The 21,383-nt window shown below is 37.5% G+C and carries 19 protein-coding genes and 1 pseudogene; 15 read left to right on the plus strand and 5 right to left on the minus strand.

Going from position 1 to position 21,383, the window contains the following annotated elements; all coding sequences use genetic code 11:
• Positions 1-129 precede the first annotated feature (129 nt).
• From T515_RS05935 to T515_RS16465, 3 genes are all read left to right on the plus strand, one after another.
• Positions 130-450, plus strand: a complete 321-nt coding sequence (locus T515_RS05935; protein WP_036608780.1) for a hypothetical protein — start codon at positions 130-132, stop codon at positions 448-450.
• Complete coding sequence (locus tag T515_RS05940; protein WP_036608782.1) at positions 440-1,294, plus strand: aldo/keto reductase; 855 nt, start codon at positions 440-442, stop codon at positions 1,292-1,294. Before T515_RS05935 ends, T515_RS05940 begins: the two co-directional genes overlap by 11 nt.
• Positions 1,295-1,662: 368 nt before the next feature.
• Positions 1,663-5,061: a DEAD/DEAH box helicase gene (locus tag T515_RS16465; protein WP_051671492.1), complete on the plus strand. Its 3,399-nt coding sequence runs from the start codon at positions 1,663-1,665 to the stop codon at positions 5,059-5,061.
• Between the two features lie 260 nt (positions 5,062-5,321).
• On the opposite strand, the gene T515_RS05950 is transcribed toward T515_RS16465, so the two are convergent.
• Positions 5,322-6,266, minus strand: a complete 945-nt coding sequence (locus T515_RS05950) for a hypothetical protein (protein ID WP_051671493.1) — start codon at positions 6,264-6,266, stop codon at positions 5,322-5,324.
• Between the two features lie 611 nt (positions 6,267-6,877).
• On the minus strand, positions 6,878-7,234 hold the full coding sequence (locus T515_RS05955; protein ID WP_036608784.1) for a helix-turn-helix domain-containing protein: 357 nt from the start codon (positions 7,232-7,234) through the stop codon (positions 6,878-6,880).
• A 231-nt stretch (positions 7,235-7,465) separates the two neighbouring features.
• Between T515_RS05955 and T515_RS05960 the strand changes: the two genes are divergently transcribed.
• The 8 genes from T515_RS05960 to T515_RS05990 all read left to right on the plus strand — a co-directional run bounded on the left by T515_RS05960 (position 7,466) and on the right by T515_RS05990 (position 15,338).
• Positions 7,466-9,397 carry an AAA family ATPase gene (locus tag T515_RS05960; RefSeq protein WP_036608786.1) on the plus strand — a complete coding sequence of 644 codons (1,932 nt, stop codon included), beginning with the start codon at positions 7,466-7,468 and terminating at the stop codon, positions 9,395-9,397.
• Between the two features lie 13 nt (positions 9,398-9,410).
• Positions 9,411-9,911 (plus strand): hypothetical protein, encoded by a 501-nt coding sequence (locus T515_RS16470; protein ID WP_155988291.1) that lies wholly within the window; start codon positions 9,411-9,413, stop codon positions 9,909-9,911.
• Positions 9,912-10,148: 237 nt separating this feature from the next.
• Positions 10,149-11,516 carry a hypothetical protein gene (locus T515_RS05970; protein WP_036608788.1) on the plus strand — a complete coding sequence of 456 codons (1,368 nt, stop codon included), beginning with the start codon at positions 10,149-10,151 and terminating at the stop codon, positions 11,514-11,516.
• A 235-nt stretch (positions 11,517-11,751) separates the two neighbouring features.
• Positions 11,752-12,480 carry an IspD/TarI family cytidylyltransferase gene (locus tag T515_RS05975; RefSeq protein WP_036608790.1) on the plus strand — a complete coding sequence of 243 codons (729 nt, stop codon included), beginning with the start codon at positions 11,752-11,754 and terminating at the stop codon, positions 12,478-12,480.
• 51 nt (positions 12,481-12,531) lie between these two features.
• Positions 12,532-13,569 (plus strand): NAD-dependent epimerase/dehydratase family protein, encoded by a 1,038-nt coding sequence (locus T515_RS05980; protein WP_036608792.1) that lies wholly within the window; start codon positions 12,532-12,534, stop codon positions 13,567-13,569.
• Positions 13,570-13,646: 77 nt separating this feature from the next.
• Positions 13,647-14,732, plus strand: coding sequence for a DUF4422 domain-containing protein (locus T515_RS16475; RefSeq protein WP_051671495.1), 1,086 nt, complete (start codon positions 13,647-13,649; stop codon positions 14,730-14,732).
• 30 nt (positions 14,733-14,762) lie between these two features.
• Positions 14,763-14,894 (plus strand): transcription termination/antitermination NusG family protein, encoded by a 132-nt coding sequence (locus T515_RS18190; protein ID WP_278245405.1) that lies wholly within the window; start codon positions 14,763-14,765, stop codon positions 14,892-14,894.
• 105 nt (positions 14,895-14,999) lie between these two features.
• Positions 15,000-15,338: a KOW motif-containing protein gene (locus tag T515_RS05990; RefSeq protein WP_051671496.1), complete on the plus strand. Its 339-nt coding sequence runs from the start codon at positions 15,000-15,002 to the stop codon at positions 15,336-15,338.
• A 72-nt stretch (positions 15,339-15,410) separates the two neighbouring features.
• Here T515_RS05990 and T515_RS17960 read toward each other — a convergent pair whose 3' ends face one another.
• The 3 genes and pseudogenes from T515_RS17960 to T515_RS18430 form a co-directional block, all read right to left on the minus strand.
• A complete protein-coding gene (locus T515_RS17960) occupies positions 15,411-15,998 on the minus strand; it encodes a HipA domain-containing protein (RefSeq protein WP_330372644.1) in 588 nt (195 codons plus the stop codon).
• 150 nt (positions 15,999-16,148) lie between these two features.
• A complete protein-coding gene (locus T515_RS17965; protein WP_242839339.1) occupies positions 16,149-16,397 on the minus strand; it encodes a hypothetical protein in 249 nt (82 codons plus the stop codon).
• Positions 16,394-16,699 (minus strand): annotated as a pseudogene (locus tag T515_RS18430) (HipA N-terminal domain-containing protein); the annotation flags it as partial. The gene T515_RS17965 and the pseudogene T515_RS18430, both read right to left, overlap by 4 nt.
• A gap of 314 nt (positions 16,700-17,013) precedes the next feature.
• Between T515_RS18430 and T515_RS06000 the strand changes: the two are divergent.
• From T515_RS06000 to T515_RS06010, 4 genes are all read left to right on the plus strand, one after another.
• Positions 17,014-17,955 (plus strand): hypothetical protein, encoded by a 942-nt coding sequence (locus T515_RS06000; RefSeq protein WP_155988292.1) that lies wholly within the window; start codon positions 17,014-17,016, stop codon positions 17,953-17,955.
• 606 nt (positions 17,956-18,561) lie between these two features.
• The gene (locus T515_RS18195) at positions 18,562-18,687 is read left to right on the plus strand and encodes a hypothetical protein (protein WP_278245406.1); all 126 of its coding nucleotides are present in this window, start codon (positions 18,562-18,564) and stop codon (positions 18,685-18,687) included.
• Between the two features lie 416 nt (positions 18,688-19,103).
• On the plus strand, positions 19,104-20,141 hold the full coding sequence (locus T515_RS06005; RefSeq protein WP_036608794.1) for a polysaccharide biosynthesis protein: 1,038 nt from the start codon (positions 19,104-19,106) through the stop codon (positions 20,139-20,141).
• Positions 20,138-21,367 carry a polysaccharide biosynthesis C-terminal domain-containing protein gene (locus tag T515_RS06010; protein ID WP_036608797.1) on the plus strand — a complete coding sequence of 410 codons (1,230 nt, stop codon included), beginning with the start codon at positions 20,138-20,140 and terminating at the stop codon, positions 21,365-21,367. Before T515_RS06005 ends, T515_RS06010 begins: the two co-directional genes overlap by 4 nt.
• Positions 21,368-21,383: the final 16 nt, after the last annotated feature.

Here is a 21,383-nt window from a genome sequence, read left to right on the forward strand (position 1 = left end):
AGATGAAATAATTTGAAATCAATATTACATGCTAAGGGCTTAATAAAATTGAGATATAAGCAATCAGGTCGGAATCAGAATGAATTTACGTATTCATTTGGAGCTATACCTGTACATTTTGGAGGATTTATGGCAAATATTGCATTACTTGTACCTAATGATGAACTGTTCCGCCTGGCGCATGACGCACTGCAGGAGATGAAGAAACGTCTCTTTATGATGAAAGTAATCGAAACTGAAAGTGCTGTTACGGAAGCGAGACAGGCTATAAATCAAGGCGCAGATATCATCATCGCAAGTTTTATGATACACGGTACTAATATTGTTTGGAAATTCCGGATAACATGGGGAAAGTGCCATGGAAAGCAGATATTCATTGTAAAAAATCTTCTGCCATGTGGTATATTTAATTTAATAAACAGGATGATGGGAGGCAGTTATGAGACATGAAGTTACACTAAGAAATGGTACAAAAGTACCGGCTCTCGGACAGGGAACCTGGTATCTGGGAGAGAGCAGTCTTCTGAGAAAAAGAGAAATCGAGGGTATACGTAAGGGCATTGAAGCCGGAATGACCCTTATTGATACAGCGGAAATGTACGGAAACGGTGCGGCAGAGGATATGCTTGGTGAGGCTATCAGCACTGTAGACAGAAGTAAGCTCTATCTGGTATCGAAGGTTCTTCCCACAAATGCAGGAGGAAAGCGCATGCGTCAGGCTCTTCAGAGAAGTCTCTCACGTATGGGGGTCGATTATCTTGATCTGTATCTTTACCACTGGAGAGGATCCTTCAAGTTGTCCGAAACAGTGTCGAGACTTGAGGAGCTTAAGGCAGAGGGACTCATAAAAGCCTGGGGAGTTTCCAACTTTGATATAGATGACATGGAAGAGCTCTTTAGTGTGCCGGAGGGAAAGAACTGTCTCGTCAATCAGGTGCTTTATCATGCAGGTTCAAGAGGCATAGAGTATTCACTTCTTCCATGGATGATGGAGCATGATGTGGCCCTTATGTCCTACTGTCCGCTGGCTCAGGCGGGTTCACTTAAGAGAGGTCTCATGCAGAATCAGACTTTGGAGGAGCTTGCAAAGAAGTACGGGGTATCGGTACCTGAAATCCTTCTTGCATGGAATATAAGAAACGGTCATACCATCGCCATACCAAGAAGTTCCAGACCTGAGCACACCCTGTCCAATGCTCATGCAGACAGCATTGAACTTACTGAAGAGGATCTTCTTCTCATAGATAAGGCATATCCTGCGCCTGCGAAGAAGGTGTATTTGGATATGCAGTGAGGATCAATTACAAGTTTTTTATAGACATAGAGTAAGAAACTATTAAGAAGTGGCATGAAGTGGTTCCGTTTAATAAAAATGTGAGTACAGAGGGAATTGTAATATGGAAGGCAGCATGATTGATTTATCGAAGTATAGGTATCTTGAGAAAAGATGGAGACCATAGTTATTTCATCGTGATTGTAAGATAATTTACCTATGGCATTTGCGGCTTGTGTTGCAAGTGTCATAGGTTTTTTAGTACAATCTTTCAGTATGTCCATATTCAGGATAGTGGGCCGAATAGAGTGACTTCAGTATACATGAATAATAGGCAGATACATACGTATACTGAGGCGAAAGAATAAGCGGGGAGCAGTGACCATATAATGAGAAAAAAGGGGATTCGGAATAAAGAGGATAACTTAAAGTGGGGCTATAGATTTAAATCAGCCCTTGGGAATACATATTTTAATGTATTAAAGCTTCTTGATGACTATATGATAGACGAGGATGATATCGATAAGGCCAGGGAGTTGGTTGAAAATGGAGAAGTTCAATTTACTAAGGCAAGCATAACATATCTCAGATCCACATCAGGTGAAAATCAGCTGGCAATGTATATTTTCGGAAAAATAGATGATGAGATCTACCGCTATTCAGGCCTTAAGCTGCTTATCACAAAAGACAGTCTGCTTTTAGGCAGCTGCCCTATCCACGGAAGTAATTATCACTCATATTACTATAACACTCTTTGTATGCATACACTGGCGTTGATGCTGCTGGCAGATGACTATATAGCAAAATACAATCCCGGCGATGACACCGATATGAATGGGGATAAGGTTCTCAATGCCTACCGAAAAATCATAAGTAACAAGATCATTGATGAGACTTCACAAAAGAAGAATGTTTTAAGGATAGAGCCGAAGCTGTCTTATGGCAGGAATTCATATTCCGAACTGGCACTTACCTTCAGAATAGGCATTGAAAAACTTTTTAAGGTCAAGAGCTTAAACGAACTTGTGGAGACCAGAGAGCAGAACGGAACCCTTAAGCTTGGAACAAAAACTTTGATTTCCTTCATGGACTATGATTTTGATGAGGAAGCCAAAAAATATTATGAAATAATAGAAAAAACCAAAAGAGAATATGAGTATATTTCAGATAAGATATATAAGATGCATTATTACTACGGTGAGCAGATTACTCTTAAAGACAGGGTGGATTTATCACCGGAAATTCTCGATATGTTTTTTGAAGCGGCTCAAGGGAAAACCGTCGATCTGGACGGAAGTCCATTTACAAAGAAAGTTACAATAACAGAAGGCACTTTAAATATCCGGGTTGAAATAAGCCGGTATGTGGATGAGACGGATGAATTCGCAGGACTGTCGGTGGAGGTTGATTCCCCTGAAATAATGAAGGGCAAGGATTACAGTTATTTCATAGACGAAGAAAAAGCAGCTTTTTACAGGATTGGCAATATGTCTCCTATGGCGAAGATGCTGATAGATAGTGTAAGTGAAACAGATGATAATTCCTTTACGATAGGAAAAAAGAAACTGCCCGAGTTCTACTACAGGATACTGCCTAAGCTCATTGAGTGTCCCGAAATAGAAGTTATAGAAAAGGGAAAAGTGCCATTAAAAAATTATCTTCCTGCAGAATGTGAAATCACTTACTATATGGACGCAAATGAGGATTATATTTCAGGAAGAGTACAGGCAAAATACGGTGATGAAGAGATAACTCTTCATAAGCTGACAGATTCGGATTTTCCATTCCCTGAATCAAGAGATATGGAGTATGAACAGAATGCATTGAGCACTCTGGAAAAATATCTTCCTGATGTAAGCGCAGACGGGGAGGCATTCACCTGTGAAAAAACCGGAGAGAATACCTTTAACCTTTTAAATGAAGGCTTAAAGGAGCTTATGGCAATAGGTGAAATCCATGCAAGTAAGGATTTTGAAAATCTAAAAATACGTAAGGCTCCGGTTACAAGAGTTGGTGTATCAGTGGAAAGCGGAATATTGAACCTTGAGATATCAACTGATGACATGTCAGAGGATGAGCTCCTGGAGCTGCTGGAGAGTTATCGGAAAAAGAAGAAGTTCTATAAGCTTAAAAACGGTGAGTTCATAAGACTTGAGCAGGACGATACAATCGAAGAACTCATGACTACAATGCAGGCCATGAGAGTAAGTGAAAGGGACTTCACAAAGGGTAAGCTTCATTTACCGCTTTATCGCGCTATATTCATCAATAAACTTCTTGAAGAGCATGATGAGATTGCTTCCGAAAGGGACAAGAACTTTAAGTCACTTATAAGAAATTTCAACACTGTAAAAGAAAGTGATATAGAGGTGCCGGAGGGGCTCACAAAGGTTCTTCGGGGGTATCAGGTATACGGTTTTAAATGGCTGAGCATGCTTTCTGAGGTCGGCTTTGGTGGAATACTTGCAGATGATATGGGCCTTGGAAAAACCATTCAGGTCATAACACTTCTGAAAAGCAGGAAAGAGCTTAATGAAAAGGACGGTAAGAAGATAACCGCCCTTATAGTATGCCCTGCATCACTTGTGTATAACTGGGAGGAAGAATTTAAGAGATTTGCTCCCGACATGAACATTAAGACTGTAACGGGTACCCAGACGGATAGAAAAGCTATAATGTCTGCTGATAAACTTCCGGAAGTACTCATTACATCTTATGACCTTTTGAAGCGGGATATCGGGATATATGAGGATAAATATTTTGATTATGAAATCATCGATGAGGCACAGTTTATCAAAAATCCCAAAGCAGCTGCAACGAAGTCGGTAAAGGTGATAAATGCAGAGCACCGGTTCGCTCTTACAGGTACGCCTATCGAGAACAGGCTTAGTGAGCTGTGGAGTATTTTTGACTATCTCATGCCCGGATTCCTTTATACCTATGACAGGTTCAGGAGTGATTTTGAAACTGCCATAACCAGACATAAGGATGAAGAAATCACAAAGCAACTTAAGAATATGGTGGGACCATTTATCCTTAGGAGACTAAAGGATAATGTACTAAAGGATCTGCCTGACAAGATGGAGGAGATACGTTTCTCAAAGTTCGATACTGCACAGAGAAAGCTTTATGATGCTCAGGTCACTCACATGAAGAAGGTTTTGGAAAGCGAAGAGTACAAGTCCGGTAAGGACAGGCTCAAAGTCCTGGCGGAGCTCACAAAGATAAGGCAGATATGCTGCGATCCGGAACTGATCACAGCAGGTTACAAAGGAGAGTCAGCTAAGCGCGAATCCTGCCTTGAACTCATTGAAAGCGCAATAGATGGAGGACATAAGATTCTCTTATTCTCGCAATTTACATCAATGTTCGAACTTTTGGAAAGGGATCTTAAGGCAAAGGGAATTGAGTTTTATAAGATAACAGGAGAAACCAGAAAAGAGGACAGAATCAGACTGGTTCACGCATTTAATGAGAATGAGGTGCCTCTTTTCCTTATATCACTGAAGGCAGGCGGTACCGGACTTAATCTTACGGGAGCAGATGTAGTTATCCATTATGATCCATGGTGGAATCTTGCAGCTCAAAATCAGGCAACAGATCGTGCTCACAGAATAGGACAGACCAAAAAAGTTTCTGTATTTAAACTAATCGTAAAGGATACCATCGAAGAAAAAATCGTCGAGATGCAGAATGCCAAGAAAGACCTGGCTGATGCCATACTTAGCGGTGAAAGTGAATCTCTGATGAACATGAGCAAGGAGCAACTCATGGAACTGTTGGGGTGAAGCTTTTCCGACAAGCCAGATGGGGGGCTACAGACGCAGGCTGATAGACAAAGGCCTTATCAGAGAAAATGGTCATGGCAAAGTGAGATTCAGCCTGCCGAGATTTGCAGAGATAATAAAGAAATGGCAGATGTTTGAATGAACGTGTAATTACTACCTACGAGATTTTTTAAGCTCCTGATATAATATATGTGAATGGTTTTTATCAGGGGCGAGGAAAATCTTATATTTTTATTGTAATGGTACACGGTACCCATGTGTTATTTAATGCCGTATTTCAGATACATTTTCTGTCTTTCTTCTGATGTTGCGTTCAAAGCCTTGTTGAATTCTGTACTTCCGGGATCAAGTTTCTTAAGAAGTTTTGATAGCATTTCCTCGCCCTTAGATTGACCTTCAGTTTGTCCTTCAATACGTATATCTTCCATTAATTCTTTCCAGGCATTACCCATATTAATGTGCCCTCCTTCTGCATTTTCAGTTGAAATTTTTGCACCGGTATATTCATTAATCATCTTAACAGTGTTTGTACTGATATTATCGTATTCACCTGAATTGAGTATATCACGAGTTGCTGTTTTATTATCTGAAATCTGTATGAATTTTAATAGGGCTCCGAGTTCACTTTTGAATTTTCCAAAATCGTCTATTTCGGCAGGAGCTATAAGATTAAGCTTATAGTTATTTACATATTTCAGTATTTCCTGCGGAATATCACTAAACATATCATAAAGAGATTTAGGGCCATCCCAAGTGTTGTTATCAAAGCATATACAAAGTGTAATCACCGGTAAAATATGGTCTTTTTTGGAAAAACCTGATATTTTCTCAGCGTCAGTTAAGTCTTTTGCCTTATCGTGATTCCTCTTTATATCATCAACTTGAGCTGCGTAATTCAGTGCATCATACAGATAATCCCTCACAGGCATGGCATAATGTACATCTGACTGACCTTCGATACCAAGAAGGATAAGAGTGGTCTGTCCGAAATGTCTGATGTTACAAAGTCTCAAAACGTCTCTGAATTTCTGGTTGGTAAATAATTTGTCGGTTTTATATATGGCTGAGAGTTCAGTTGTATCCTTCTCTACTAAATCTGACGGCCTGATGTAAGGCTTTCCGTCGAACAAATAATAGTTAAAGGCATCTGCGAAGATTTCATTCTGTCCAAGATACATTTTTGCAAGTACATCTTTCTTTCCCATATAATTAACTACAACACCTCCGGAGAATAAATTGATATGCAGTTTTTTGATAATATGAATAATAGCCGTCATTTTGCGAAATTTTTTACGGCGATTTGAAATGAGGAATTTAAAACTTGAAACTAAATATAGAAAGCTATGATGATTGATAAATTTAATAGAACTGCATGTTTAAAGATGTGAGAATCATATCACAACTCCAAAGAATTGCATATTGTCTATTTTAAGACCATATTGCTCGTTCCTGTCCTAATACATTATATGATGCAGAATGGCTTATAAATCCTATAGATCCGGGAGCTGATTACGAATATGCAAACAGATAAACCGAAGGGAATACAGATAAAAACAGAATATCTATTAATGGTGACAGGCACCTAGCTGTTGAGCACACCCTGTCCAATGCTCATGCAGACAGCATTGAACTGACGGAAGAGGATCTTCTTCTCATTGATAAGGCATATCCTGCGCCCGATCACAAGGTGTATCTCGATATGCAGTAATACAGTAAAGAATATAAGGTACTTAGTAGATATATTTTTTTAATTTCAGAATCGCGGCATCATTTAATGTTGAAGCCGCGGTTTTTTGTGTGATGCTTTATATATGTATTATCTCTTTTTATACATTTCCTTCAGCGAATCTATATATCCCATTAATCTGGCTCTCTGAATACTGTTCATTTTATTGTATTCAATAATCACATTTCCTAACTCGCATTTTTTATCAACCACAAACCAGTCTACCTGGTTTCTGTATTCACCTTTAACTTCTGTTCCGGACAATAGCCATTCAGGACTTACTTTGAGCACTGAACAAATAACCATTACTTTATCTGTTGAGGGATTGGTGTTGTTTCTTTTCCACTCACTAACGGTAGTTTGTCTAATGCCAGTCAGATTACAAAAAGTTTTCTGAGTCATATTTAGTTCGTCCATTTTTTCGAAAATTCGTTCACTTATTGTCATAGAAATCCTTGCTGTGAATGTTAATGATCATTTAAATTCTAAGTCTTTTCTGTTAGTTCCATTTACATATTCAAAGTATAGCATTGCTAATCAAAAAAATTAAAGAAATTGCGTATTATATTGAAAATCATATATATGTAATATATCATATAAATGGTAGCAAGGCATCGAAAGTATCATTTAACGTAGTGGACAAGTAGTAAAATGATTATTTTTGTCGCAGGTTGTTCCATGGGAAAGAACGTAATGGAGATGGAAAAGATGGGCATGTTTGATAACTATGATGAATCGTACCTCGAGGATATGTATTTTAAGTGTGAAAATATTTGTGGACCCAGAGGGACGGGGAAGACGAGTTTTTTAAAGGCGCTTATGAAATATTTCGGTGATATCGGCGAAGAAAGGCTTGATTCTGAACCTATTGAGAGGGAACATCTGTCAAATTATGGAAAGCATCCTATCATTTTCCTTGATTTTTCGGATTGTTCTTCAAATACTCCGGAAAAAATGATGAAGTATATAAGGAAGAAAATGTCTGAGCTATATATTTCTCTTTGGAAAGAATGTCGGGACGAGTTGTGGGGGTATTCTTCATATTCTGAATATTTGGATATTATCGAAGGAACCTGTAACGATAAACTGCTGTCCCGTTCTTTGGTTAAGATTGTACATCTGTCAAGGATGCGCCGTACCTTAGGTGGATGTCATGAAAGGCCTATGATTTTTATTGATGAAATATCAAAGCCATTGTTATATGCTTCGGAATACGGTTTTTATAATGATTTGCAAAAGTTTTATGATGATTTTTTGGAAATTGATCATTACGAATTAACAGGGGGAATTTACACTACATCTTTCGCACCTCTGAATACTGATGTCAAGTATAAGCTGAAATACATCAGTGACAGGCCGGTTAATGATGTTGAACCGTTAGCGATATATTGCCTAAGTCATTCGATGGCTATGAATATGGATTGTCAGAGAAGGATTCATGGTTGGGACTACAGATATTTTGATAAAGAGATAACATTATCGGAATGCTTTCATGTGTATAAGAAGGAATACAAAGATAAATGCGCAAGGGAGACAGGAGAAGAGATTGCTTTAAGTCCTGAAATGAAAGCATTAGTATGTGAGAAAAGAAAATGGATCAAGGAAGAAGAGAAAAAGGCTATTGAGCAAAAGTGTTTGGAAGAAAAGCGGAAAGCAGAGGAATATGCGGCTAATCTTCCAGATGGAAGCAATATTCCATCGAAATATGCCGGAATCAGAAATTTGGATATAACTGTGTGCGATAAGAAGAAATATGAGAGACTAAACTGTATTATACAGACGCTTGCCCGCGAACATGGAAATAGGATAAAACTTCATGATGTCTATGATTATATGCAGGGCTTAAAAAGAAACGAAAAAATCACAGGTATTGATTCATTGGTTATTCGGTTAAAAGAAATTGCTAGTTCTAATACGTCTTTGCATCGATGTGAAGTAAAGGCAAATGATAGTCACTGGGTGAGATTTGATGTGAGAAGGCTTGAAAAAGAACCTGGGTATGGTGATCTCGGATTGGTGAAGGTTTACCTATCGGTATGTGATGAGAGCAGAATCACAGAAGTGTTTGAAGATGTTGTAAACTTTTTAATTGATCATGGACAACATCTGTTTCATTCGAAAATATCCTGTTATAGAAGAAATGACCATATTTGTATATGGGTGGCAAGAGAAGATTTCTTTACACTGGAACAACATCTCGGAAAGTACGATAGTATTTTGTTTACGCCGCTTCCATTTGTAGCATACAGAAATAAACTAGGAATAAGCAGAGAGTTCTGGTCGTGGGAGAGTCATAACGGGGTGCAGGCAACATTGATCTGTACTTATTTGAGGAGCAAATCTGATACGGCAAAGATAGATGTTTTAGAAATGTATTCGAAATATGTTAGTGCCTGGAATGGAGATCTTGCTGCGGAAGATGTTTTCACAAAGGAATTTAAAGGTGGAAATGCCCAGGAGTTTCTAGTGCTGTTGGAAACTCTAGATGTACTTATGGGTAATGATGTTATAGATGATGGGCACTTACTTTTGAATGCTGATGCTAAGTTATGGCATGATTTGGGTAAATCAAAAAACTGGTATGAAGTTGGGATGAACAGAAAGGCGTAGGATGATGAAGAATATGGATCAATTTGAGAGAAACTTAAACAGTAAGAATAGAAATAAAAATGGGGAAGATATTATGGCGAGTAATAAGTTTTATGAGTCAGTTGGCAAAGTTTCCATCTTGGATGATAAGAAAGATAAGCTAAATCAAACCATACTAGAGGATATTGAGAAGGCGGTGGATTCAGCAGTTGATTCATGCATAAAGGATGGGATACTAAAGGACTTCCTGCTTACCCATAGGGAAGAGGTGACAGATATATGCTTGACAGAGTTTGAAGAGATGACATTTGTAAATGGAATTAAAGAGGAAGGTCGTGAAGAAGGCCGAATTGAATGGCTTGTACGCCAGATATGTCGCAAACTACGTAAAGGAAAAACTATACCACAAATAGCTGAAGAGCTTGAAGAAGATGAAGCCAGGGTTTCAGCAATCTGTAACGAAGCTGCTGAGTTTTCACCAGATTATGATGAAGATAAGGTTATAAAAGCGGTGTTGGAATCAGTGGATAACTGAATGAATTAAAATATAGAAAATACACAGAGCCACTATATCGAAAGGTATGGTGGCTTTGTGTATATTAAAAATTAAAGGGAACCGGAAACATAAGAAAAGGAATCGGAGTACGATGAAAAAATATTTATAAAAATCTTATGAATAGTCGAAAATTTATATAATGATGAGAATACGTTAGCTAAACGATTCGATATCGCTATATTCAGTTGGCAAAGATTAGATTTGTGAGGGTGTGGTATGCGGAAGGCGCTAAAAAATCAATTGGCAGAGCTTATCGCGCTCTTGCCGGAAGCTCATGAAACGATACTAAAAGGTATCGATGATAACGATGCCAATACGATTACTGTATGCCTTACCGACTGCCAGAACGCTGCTGTTTCGATAGGTACAAAAATCGATGAGTCAGAGGGAGAAGGAACAACCACAGTGAAGGCTCTGGAAGCATACTGTGAGCTGCTGTTCAGGATTCATCAGGAAGTAACGGGCGGAAATGCCGAAAAAAAGAGCATTCAAAAAAAGTTAAAGAAATGCTACATAGACATTTCCAATAAATTACTGTACGAGATTCCCGATACAAAGGAAGTGGTTTTCCTTCCATATAAAGCATCGATGTGGGATTCTCTGGAAAGCGTGTGGAAAAAAGCAGCAGCCGATCCGATGGTGAATGCCATAGTTATTCCGATTCCGTACTATGACAAAAATCCGGATGGTTCCTTCAGGGAGTTTCACTACGAGGGAGGAGAATTTCCAAAGGATGTTCCCATAGTCTCATATGAAAAGTACAGTCTGGAAAAGAATCATCCTGACGAGATATACATTCATAATCCTTATGATGACAGAAATTTTGTAACCAGTGTACATCCCTATTTTTACTCTTCAAATATAAGAAAGTTTACAGATAAGCTTGTATATATTCCGTACTTCGTGCTTGATGAGATTGACCCCGGAAACCGGGCTGCAATAGAAGGAATAAAGCATTTTATAGAGACTCCGGGTGTTCTAAACTCCCATGAAGTTATCGTGCAGTCAGAGAATATGCGACAGGCCTATATTGAGTGTCTTATGGAGTATACGGGAGAGAAAAACAGACGTTTCCTTGAGAACAAAATAAAGGGAACGGGCTCTCCAAAGATAGAGAAGATCAAGTCCATGACCATCGATGATGTGGAAATCCCCGAGGAATGGAAGAAACACATCTTCAAGGAGGACGGAAGCCGTAAGAAGATAATCATTTACAATACAAGTGTGACAGCACTTCTTCAGGAATCGGAACAGATGCTCAGGAAGCTTCTGGATGTTTTCAGGATTTTTAAGGAGCATAGGGATGAGGTGACACTTCTCTGGCGACCACATCCTCTTATAAAAGCAACTATCTGTTCCATGAGACCGCAGTTGTATGAAGCCTATGAGAAAATCGTGGATATATATAAGGCTGAGGATTTCGGTATTTATGATGATACTGCGGATATGGACAGGGCTCTCGTTATGGCGGATGCCTACTACGGAGATGCAAGCAGTCTGGTAACGTTATGTAAGGCAATAGGGATGCCGATAATGATACAGAACGCACATGCGATAGAAGAATCAAAGGATATGAATCCTTAGGTAAGGGAGTAGCTGTTGTTTTTAGAGAAGGTTATTTGGAGTGGGTTGACGCAAAGCTATTTTAAGGAATTAAGTCTTCAACCTTTCAAAATATAAAATAATGTTTATAAATTCCAGCTTAAAAGTCGACTCTTTTATATGATAGAATCATTTAAAAGAGTAAAGAATGTCAGTATTGTAATAAGTGTTTTTATAGTAAGAATTCGGTCATAAAAAAAAGAGGGGTGTTTTAGTATTGAATATAGGGGTAATATTCGCTGGCGGAGTCGGTTCCAGAATGCACAGTAAAGATAAACCAAAACAATTTTTAAAACTCTATAATAAGCCGATTATTCTGCATACATTAGAACCTTTTGAGCTGAATAACGAGATAGATGCGGTTGTTATAGCCTGTGTAGAAGATTGGATACCATATCTTGAAAAGCTTATATATAAGTTTAGGATTGAAAAAGTCAAGAAGATCGTTCCCGGTGGGCCAACAGTACAACTATCGATATATGAAGGATTAAAGGCTGCAAAAAAAATAGCGGGGGATGAACCGAGTATAGTGCTTATTCATGATGGAGTCAGACCGCTTATTAATACAAGGCTGCTGTCTGATAATATCGATAGTGTAAAGAAATATGGATCTGCAATTACAGCGGGGATTGTAAAGGAAACTATTGTGCTTGTCGATGAAAACCAGGATATAGAACAGGTTCCTTCCAGAAAGTATTCGCGAATGGCGAAGGCTCCACAGTCGTTCTGGCTTGATGAAATACTGGCTGTCCATGAAAAAGCACTGGAAGATGGAGAGAGAAGTACTATTGATTCATGTAGTCTTATGAAGCAGTATGGAAAAAAACTTCATATGATCGATGGACCATATGAGAACATCAAAATAACTACTCCGGATGATTTTTATACCATGCGTGCAATTCTGGAAGCGAAGGAAAATAGCCAGATATATGGATATGATGATTAAGTACAGATATGTGTTTTAATATTTATGAAAATAGAGAAAAAGGTGTAAAATGTGGATCGTTATTTAGAAGAAGACTTATATCGTCTTTCTCAAAACAAAAAATTACAAGGAAAATATAAGAATAAGACAATATTTGTCACTGGGGCCACTGGTCTTATTGGTTCTTTAATTATTAAAGCATTACTTAGATTAGATCATAGAGTAAATGTAATAGCTCTAATTAGGGATTTAGAAAAAGCAAAAGATATCTATGAAGATGATTTTGAAAGAATTCAATTTGTTATTAATGATATCTTGGATCCTTTTAATGTAGATGGCGATATAGATTATATATTTCATTGCGCCAGCATCACATCTTCAAAGAAGATGATTTTATGTCCTGTAGAAACAATTGATGTCGCAATCACAGGTACACGAAATATACTAGAATTAGCAAGAAAGAAACATGTACAGTCTTTTGTTTACATTTCATCTATGGAAGTATATGGTACTTTTACAATATCGACTTCTGATGTAAAGGAAGATGATATGGGATATGTAAATCCATTACTTGTACGCAGTAATTATCCTGAGTGTAAGAGACTATGTGAAAACATGTGCATAGCTTATTATTCGGAATTTGGTATACCTGTTAAAATTGCCAGATTGGCACAGACGTTTGGACCAGGGATTTTAAAGACAGAAAACAGAGTATTTGCACAATTTGCAAGAAGTGTAATTAGAAATGAGGACATTGTATTACATACAAAGGGGTTATCAGAGGGCAATTATTGCTATTCCAGAGATGCGATAAATGCGTTGTTATTACTTTTGATATGTGGAAAGGATGGAGAAGCATATAATATTTCAAATCCTAAAGCACATACAACTATTGCAAATATGGCTGATATGATTTGCAAAAAGATTACAAATAACAAAATCAGGGTGATATTTGATGTTCCGGAAGATAACGTATTTGGATATGCAGCGGATACTAAGATGCGTTTAAACTCTGAAAAAATGATGGCATTAGGATGGAAACCGGAAATTGGTCTCGAAGAAGCTTATAGCAGGTTAATAGGAAGCATGATTGAAACACATAACTACTAAGAAGAGAGTATGAAATATTATAATACAACGATACTTAGTATTATTCGTTTTGAAAACAAAAAGAACGGGTGTTTTATATGGTTGCTGATGAAGTTTTGAAAAACAAAAAATACGTTATATATGGTGCTCAGGTAATAGCATTTGGAGCATATAAGGCATTAATGAATTTAACGGGCATATCTCCTGAATGCTTTGCTGTAGGGAAATCGAAAGGCAAACCTACATATCCTTTGGGAAATCCAGAAGATATCGAGGGAATTCCTGTCAGACCGATTGAAGAAATATCTAAGGAGATGTTCATAATTGTTGGTGTGACCGAAATGATTCAAAAAGAAGTGTTACCATTTCTTGCTGAGAATGGATATAAACATGTATTTCCATTAATTCAGCATGAAGAGCATCTCTTGATGAGTGAATACTATAGAAGATTAGGGTTATTTCCGACTATTGAAAAATTAAGTGTGATCAATGAATCAACAAAGCGACAGCCTGATTTTATGCTTTATGAGGTTAAAAATGATAGAGATAAACCATTATCATGTTTTCCTCAATTATATTCATATGAAAAAACAATTCAGGCGGGAGCTGCAATTGCAGAAAAGAGTATTGCCGATATAAGAGATGATGCAGGAATCAATATTTCGGAGAAGAATCGTATGTATTGCGAAATGTCTGCGGTGTACTGGATATGGAAGAATACTGATCATGATTGGATAGGGATAGAACATTATCGCAGACATTTTTTGGTAAAACCGGAAATGCTAAGGGATGATATTGATGTATTTTTGCCTTTACCATATATGTGTTATCCACATGAGATGAAACATGTTCTCAGATTTACGACTGAAAAAGTGATGTATGCATTATTGGAAACTCTGAAGGTTCTATATCCTGATAAATATGAAGAGTATCGCAAGATTTTGTATGGACAATATCAATACTGTTACAATATTATATGTGCCCGAAGATATGTATTTGATAATTATTGCAGATGGTTGTTTGGAATCACAGAGTATATGGAAAAGAATTTTGCAGAAGAGGTTACGGATTTGATGACAACCAGAACTTTGGGATATGTGTCTGAGGTTTTGACGAGTGTTTATTATATGTCCCATCAGCATGATCTGCGAATAATGCATGTTGAAAAAGAGTTCTATGTATAGGCATGAGATTATCTTATATAGGGAGTCGTTATGTGGTATGTGATTCAGACAATGAAAGGTCGTGAAGAAAAAGTCGCAGATGCAATCAGATATGATGTAGCGGAAGCGGATGAAACGGTCTTTGTCTTTGAAAATGAAATGGAATATAAGGTAAAAGGCTAATGGATCAAAGATACAAATCCATTTTTTCCGGGATATATATTTATAGATAATGATGAAGCCAAGGCGGAAGACTTCGATATCAGACTGAGAAAGGAAAAATATCCCTTGAAGCTTCTTCTGGTGGATGGCAAGGTCACACCTATAAGACCAGAGGAAGAGGAATATCTCACAAGAATCGGAGGAGATGAACATATTGTCAGAAATTCAATAGGATTTCGTGTGGATGATATGGTGAGTATCACCTCAGGGTCCTTTAAAGGATGGAAGGGTGAAATCATAAAAATCGATCGTCACAAACGAAGAGCAGTCATCAGTGTTCCTATGATGGGAAGAGATGTGGAAGTGACTATAGGTCTTGAGATAATCAAGAATATTTCCGGTGACGAGCTTCAGCCAGACGAAAAACCTGATAGAGGGGAAATGGCGAGGATAGTAAGTGCATAGAGCAGGGGCTCCTACATTCTAAAAATGTCGTAATAGGCGAATGGCGGCTCTGATTTGTTGTTAGGAAGAGAATCAATTCAGCCTGTCAATCCTTGAAATGATTAGTTCTTTCATCGAAAGTTTCATATCATCCGGGAGAAAAGAATCGTCAACAAGTTTAAGAAAAGCCGAATTCTTTGACACGATACTTTGCATCAGCTTAATGGCGGCTTTTTGTGAAAGTCCGGCTGAATCGGCAAAGGCAAAGAAATCTTTTTTTCGTATATTCCTTTTTTTACCATTCAGAGTCAGAGCAGTTTCTTCCTTATCTTCAAGCATGACGAGATTTACAGGAAGAAGATCGTATGCCGGCGACAAACTGAAATGTCTTGATGCAGGAGCGGACTCGATCAGAGAAAAGTTTTTTAAATGCATATCGGAATTACCGGTGATGAAACAAACTAAAAGCCTCAGATATAATTCTGAAATATCAAGCATTCTTTTTTCGGAATACTTATTGATGATTCCTGCGCACCTTTCGTAAGCCCCTTTATATTTATCCTCAGTTAATCTGAAACTTAACTGGCAAAAGTCTTCCATGGCATATAAACTTACACGAGATACAACCCCTTTTTTGAAGGCGATATCTCTATCCATACGTTTTGTGATGTAAGCATAGATCCCCCCCCGGAGCTACTGTTCATTCTGATTAGTGCATGAGACGCAGTTTTGACACCTGCCAGATTAGCTATGTTCATTACCAATGCCTCAGCCTTGGGAAGATGGCTGAAACTTCTGGTCTGTGGCTTCAGAATGTATCCGGAAGGAAAATCAACAATAGTCAATTTTTTTTTCATCGCTTTGTGAAAGATGCAAAGACAGTTTCTTCTGAACGCCGGTGACTGTGAATCCATGAGAGACAGTTTCCTCCGCGAGTTTTTCCAGTTCATCATCTGATATATCTATCTTAGGCATATCAGAAGTCTGAAAAAATTTCCGGATGCATCTTGAGTGCCAGCCGGAAACCATTTCCTGCCCGTCTTCTTTATTCAATTCCTTTCCACAACATAAACATCTCATAATTCCTTACCTTCAGGTCTAATGCTTATATCTCCGATACAATCAAAGCATGAGGCAAGTAATAAACCGAAACGATCCTTTCTGTCTATTTTCCTGTTTCGGCTAACTAAATTGAGAAGCCAGCCCTCAGGTATAAGACCATCAAAAAACGAAAATAAAACAGAAGAGGTATACGGTTCCTGTCTCAGCGGCAAAGTTATACTGATTGAAGGATTTGTACCGGTCAGATACGAAGCGTCATATGTGAAACTATAGCCCTCATCAGTCTCACATAAGATACCGGCTTTTACATTCTGAACGTAAACATCTGCCTTTCATAATATATCAGAACTCTGCATCTTCAATCCTTCCCGGAACAGCCTGCATTCCGAACATCGCCAAAAAGTGAAAAATGTTTCTTCAAGATTAGGTATTGACAGAGCGGGCTGGATTCCAGTATTCTGAATAAGTAGTTCAGTAGCTCCACTTCTTTGGAGTACGTAATTCTAAGATTATTTCCGGATCATAATCTTCTATTATTTCAATAAGGAAACCAAGATAACTAAAAACGTAAACCAACGTTTGTTAACAAAAAATTTAATAAATGCTGTTATTTTTGATGCTATACTAAAGCTATATGAAGGAACATATATATGGGAAAAGAAAAAATCAATATAAAGACAGGCTATTCAGACTTCTGTTTGGCAGAGAGGAAAATAAAGAGCCCATCATGAGTCTCTATAATGCATTGAACAATTCTGACTACAAGGATGTATCAGAACTGGAACTATACACCATAGAAGATGTTATTTATATCAAGATGAAGAATGATGTGGCTTTCATTTTGGAGAGCTACTTGTCATTGTGGGAACAACAAAGTACATATAATCCGAACATGCCGGTGCGGGGATTGATGTATTACGCTAAAATGTATGATAAATATATTAAAAGCAGGTCACTCAATATCTATGGATCAAAGCTGATAAAGATTCCAACACCGCGATATATAGTTTTTTACAATGGAACAGAGGATATCAATTCGATAAAGCAGCTGAGATTATCAGATTCCTTTATTAAGCCGGATCAGACAGGAGCTTTTGAATGGACAGCAACATTGTGTAATCTTAATAAGGGAAAAAATGACGAGCTCAGATTTCAATGTAAAGTATTGGACGGATATATGACGCTGATCGAGAGAATCAGGGCAAATCTAAAAAGCACAGAAGATATTGAGAAGGCTGTGGATTCAGCAGTTGTTTCATGTATTGATGAAGGGATATTAAGAGACTTTCTTATTGCTCATCGAGCGGAGGTAATAGATATGTGCTTGACAGAATATGATGAAAAAACGTTTGTGAATGGTATTAAAGAGGAAGGCCGTGAGGAAGGTTGTAAAGAGCAAATTATCAGACTGATATGTCGAAAGCTTCGTAAGGCAAAGACTGTTTCTCAGATTGCTGAAGACCTTGAAGAAGATGAAACAAAGATAAAGATTATTTGCGATGCTGTCGCAAAGTTTGCACCAGATTTTGATGAAGAGAAGGTTATTAGAAGTGTACTTGAAGAAGTCAAAGTTTGATAAAGAAAAGTGATTCCGGGTAAAAACAGAATATATAAAAGTCTTAGAGCAGGACTTCCTACATTCTCAAATTGTATGGAACCCTGCTCTTTTTGTAATATAAAATATATTTATAAGAAATGAACCCATCAAGCGCCCCGAATTAAAAAATGTTTATAAAATCCAGATAAAGAGTCGACAATTTATATAATCTAAATGTTTGAGAAGATAATTTTTTGGATAATATGGTGAAAAAATATTTCACCAATGATATGATGCTTATAGATAGGTTTTTTTAAGATTTTTAAATGGTACAGAAGACTAAAAGAAATTGAAGAACAAAGTGTCGTGATAGGCGCATGGCGGGAGGCAGTTGACATAGCGATAGCGGGTGGCGACTGAATGAAGTCATCATGGTGAAGCTATGAGAAAGATAAAAGTTGTGTTTGAAGTGTTGTAATACTAACTTAAAAGAGGTTAGGTAGTAACTACTAGACCTTCAATCCAAGATTGAATATCTAAGTTCAGGGGTTTTCCTTAAGGCATAGTAGTTAATATTATATGGGAAGGTCGTATTCGTTACAGTGACAGGCACCAAGGCTTCGTAAGTCAAGGACTGTTTCTAAGATGGCCGAAGATCTTGAAGAAAATGAAATAAAGATAAAGACTATTTATGATGCTGTGGCAAAGTTTTCACCAGATTTTAATGGAAAGAAGGTTATTAGAAGTGTATTGAAAGAAGTCCATGCTTGATAAAGCAGTGATAAAGACATGAGTATATGATTATCAATATCAGGGATTTGGAAAATCAAGAAATAGACGTAGAAAAGTAATTACTACTACAACAGAATATCTAAAAACCTTAGAGCAGGAATTTTTATATTCTTGAATTGTAGAATTTTCTATTCTTTTTGCAATATCAATTCGATTTTTAAGGAATAGGCCCTTCGACCTCTTCATAATAAAAAATTATAAAATTCAGATAAAGAGCCGACATTTTATACAACCCAATGGTATAAGAAGAATGTATTATTTGGATGGTTTGACGAACAAAGATTTTCTAGCGATATGATATTTATAGATGATATTTTCAAATGTATTCGTGAAGTACAATTACTTAAGCGATTACGTAAGGGTGACAGACACCAGATTTTGGGAGGCATATTTTTATGACTGATTTTAATGGCGCAACGTTATTGATTACAGGAGGGACAGGCTCATTTGGTCAGACGGTTCTAAAACGTTTTATTAACTCCAATCTACATGAGATTAAAATCTTTTCTCGTGATGAGAAAAAGCAGGATGATATGCGTCATGAGCTTCAGTCGAAATATCCGGATGTTTATTCAAAAGTAAAGTTCTATATTGGCGACGTCAGAAATCTTCAATCAATACGAGATGTAATGAATGGTGTAGATTTTGTATTTCATGCCGCTGCCTTAAAACAGGTTCCGAGTTGTGAATTCTTTCCTATGGAAGCTGTGAGAACAAACATATACGGAACAGATAATCTATTACATGCGGCCATGGAAGCAAAGGTTGAAAAGGTTGTTTGTCTCAGTACTGACAAGGCGGCTTATCCTATAAATGCAATGGGAACATCAAAGGCAATGATGGAGCATGTGATAAGAGCTAATGCACGAGTAGCTGCTGAACAGAATGGGCCTGTCATATGTTGTACTAGATATGGTAATGTTATGTGCTCAAGAGGTTCTGTTATTCCACTGTTCATTGATCAGATTAAAAATGGTCAGAAGATTACTATAACTAATCCGGAAATGACTAGATTTTTAATGAACTTGGACGAAGCTGTAGAATTAGTGATGTTCGCATTTGAAAATGCTTCTCCTGGAGATTTATTCATTCAGAAAGCCGATGCAAGCACTATAGGAGTTTTGGCAAAAGCAGTTCAGAAATTATTCGGTTCAACAGGTGAGAAAATCATTGGAACGAGGCATGGAGAAAAACTATGTGAAACTCTGATGACCAGTGAAGAGAGTCTTCGTTCTGTAGACATGGGAAAATATTTCAGAGTGGCAGCAGACAATAGAGATCTGAACTACGACAAATATTTCAGTAAAGGTAATAAAAGTTTTAATGATGAACCATATACTTCATCTAATACAAGACTTCTTAACGTGGAGGATACTGTTTTAAAACTGTTAACAACGGATTATGTAAATAACGCATTGAAGGGTAGTAAATGAATATATTGATCACTGGAAGTGAAGGTTTTGTAGGTCAGAATATGGTATGGAATCTTAGAGAGATAAGAGATGGTAAGAACCGTACAAGGCCTGATCTCAAAATAGATGATATCTTTGAATATGACACTAAAAGCAGGTATGAAGAACTTGAGTCAGCATGTGAAAAAGCTGATTTTGTATTTCATTTTGCTGGAGTTAACAGACCAAAGAATATTGAAGAATTTAAAAAAGGTAATGCTGATTTTACAGTGGAATTGTTAGAACTTCTTATTAAGAAGAAAAATACTTGTCCCGTGTTGCTTTCAAGCTCAATTCAGGCGAGTCTCGTTGGTAGATTTGCAAATTCCGAATATGGAAAGAGTAAACTGAGAGCAGAAGAGATTTTTTTTGAATATGGGAAAAGAACCGGTGCAAAAGTCTTAGTTTATAGATTTACAAATCTCTTTGGCAAATGGAGCAGACCAAATTACAATTCGGTGGTTGCTACCTTCTGTAATGCCATAGCGAACGATCTTGAATATAAGATGAATGATCCAAATACGGAACTGGAATTACTATATATCGATGATTTTTTTGAAGGCATGTTAGATGCGCTTGAAGAGAAAGAGAAACATTGTGAATACGACGGATTAAAAGTTTGTGAAGATATCAGGGGAAGATACTGTTATATACCATATACACACAGAGTTACACTTGGGTATATTGTTGAGAAACTAAAAGAGTATAAAACAATTACTGAAACAAAAATCATACCGGACATACCTGAGGGTTCCTTTGAAAAAAAGCTGTTAAGTACATATCTTACGTATCTTCCACAGGATAAGCTTGTATACAATCTGGATATGAAGATCGATAATAGGGGCTCTTTTACAGAACTCATAAAGACAAAGACATCGGGACAGATAAGTATAAATATCACCAAACCAGGGATAACAAAGGGGGAACATTGGCATAACACTAAGTGGGAAATATTTATGGTCGTGTCAGGGCACGGATTAATACAGGAAAGACGATTGGGAATCGATCCTGCGACGAGGAAAGAGTATCCGATAATAGAATTTGAAGTAAATGGGAATGAGATGAAGGCTGTTCAGATGATCCCGGGATACACGCATAACATTATTAATTTGAGCGACTCAGAAGATTTGATTACGGTTATGTGGGCAAACGAACAGTTCGATGCCGGACATCCGGATACCTTTTATGAGGCTGTGACTCCAAACTGATTTGCCGGTAAGTATT

Origin of the sequence: Oribacterium sp. P6A1 (genome assembly GCF_000702885.1) — a bacterium.
In the GTDB taxonomy this organism is placed as follows: domain Bacteria; phylum Bacillota; class Clostridia; order Lachnospirales; family Lachnospiraceae; genus Oribacterium.

Coding starts and splice junctions, on each gene's coding strand:
- T515_RS18195 (WP_278245406.1), top strand. CDS start 18,562: ATGGCCGAAGATCTTGAAGAAAATGAAATAAAGATAAAGACTATTTAT.
- T515_RS16470 (WP_155988291.1), top strand. CDS start 9,411: ATGGATCAATTTGAGAGAAACTTAAACAGTAAGAATAGAAATAAAAAT.
- T515_RS05935 (WP_036608780.1), top strand. CDS start 130: ATGGCAAATATTGCATTACTTGTACCTAATGATGAACTGTTCCGCCTG.
- T515_RS06005 (WP_036608794.1), top strand. CDS start 19,104: ATGACTGATTTTAATGGCGCAACGTTATTGATTACAGGAGGGACAGGC.
- T515_RS06000 (WP_155988292.1), top strand. CDS start 17,014: ATGAAGGAACATATATATGGGAAAAGAAAAAATCAATATAAAGACAGG.
- T515_RS06010 (WP_036608797.1), top strand. CDS start 20,138: ATGAATATATTGATCACTGGAAGTGAAGGTTTTGTAGGTCAGAATATG.
- T515_RS05960 (WP_036608786.1), top strand. CDS start 7,466: ATGGGAAAGAACGTAATGGAGATGGAAAAGATGGGCATGTTTGATAAC.
- T515_RS05970 (WP_036608788.1), top strand. CDS start 10,149: ATGCGGAAGGCGCTAAAAAATCAATTGGCAGAGCTTATCGCGCTCTTG.
- T515_RS05955 (WP_036608784.1), bottom strand. CDS start 7,234: ATGACAATAAGTGAACGAATTTTCGAAAAAATGGACGAACTAAATATG.
- T515_RS05940 (WP_036608782.1), top strand. CDS start 440: ATGAGACATGAAGTTACACTAAGAAATGGTACAAAAGTACCGGCTCTC.
- T515_RS16465 (WP_051671492.1), top strand. CDS start 1,663: ATGAGAAAAAAGGGGATTCGGAATAAAGAGGATAACTTAAAGTGGGGC.
- T515_RS17965 (WP_242839339.1), bottom strand. CDS start 16,397: ATGAGATGTTTATGTTGTGGAAAGGAATTGAATAAAGAAGACGGGCAG.
- T515_RS16475 (WP_051671495.1), top strand. CDS start 13,647: ATGGTTGCTGATGAAGTTTTGAAAAACAAAAAATACGTTATATATGGT.
- T515_RS05950 (WP_051671493.1), bottom strand. CDS start 6,266: ATGGGAAAGAAAGATGTACTTGCAAAAATGTATCTTGGACAGAATGAA.
- T515_RS18190 (WP_278245405.1), top strand. CDS start 14,763: ATGTGGTATGTGATTCAGACAATGAAAGGTCGTGAAGAAAAAGTCGCA.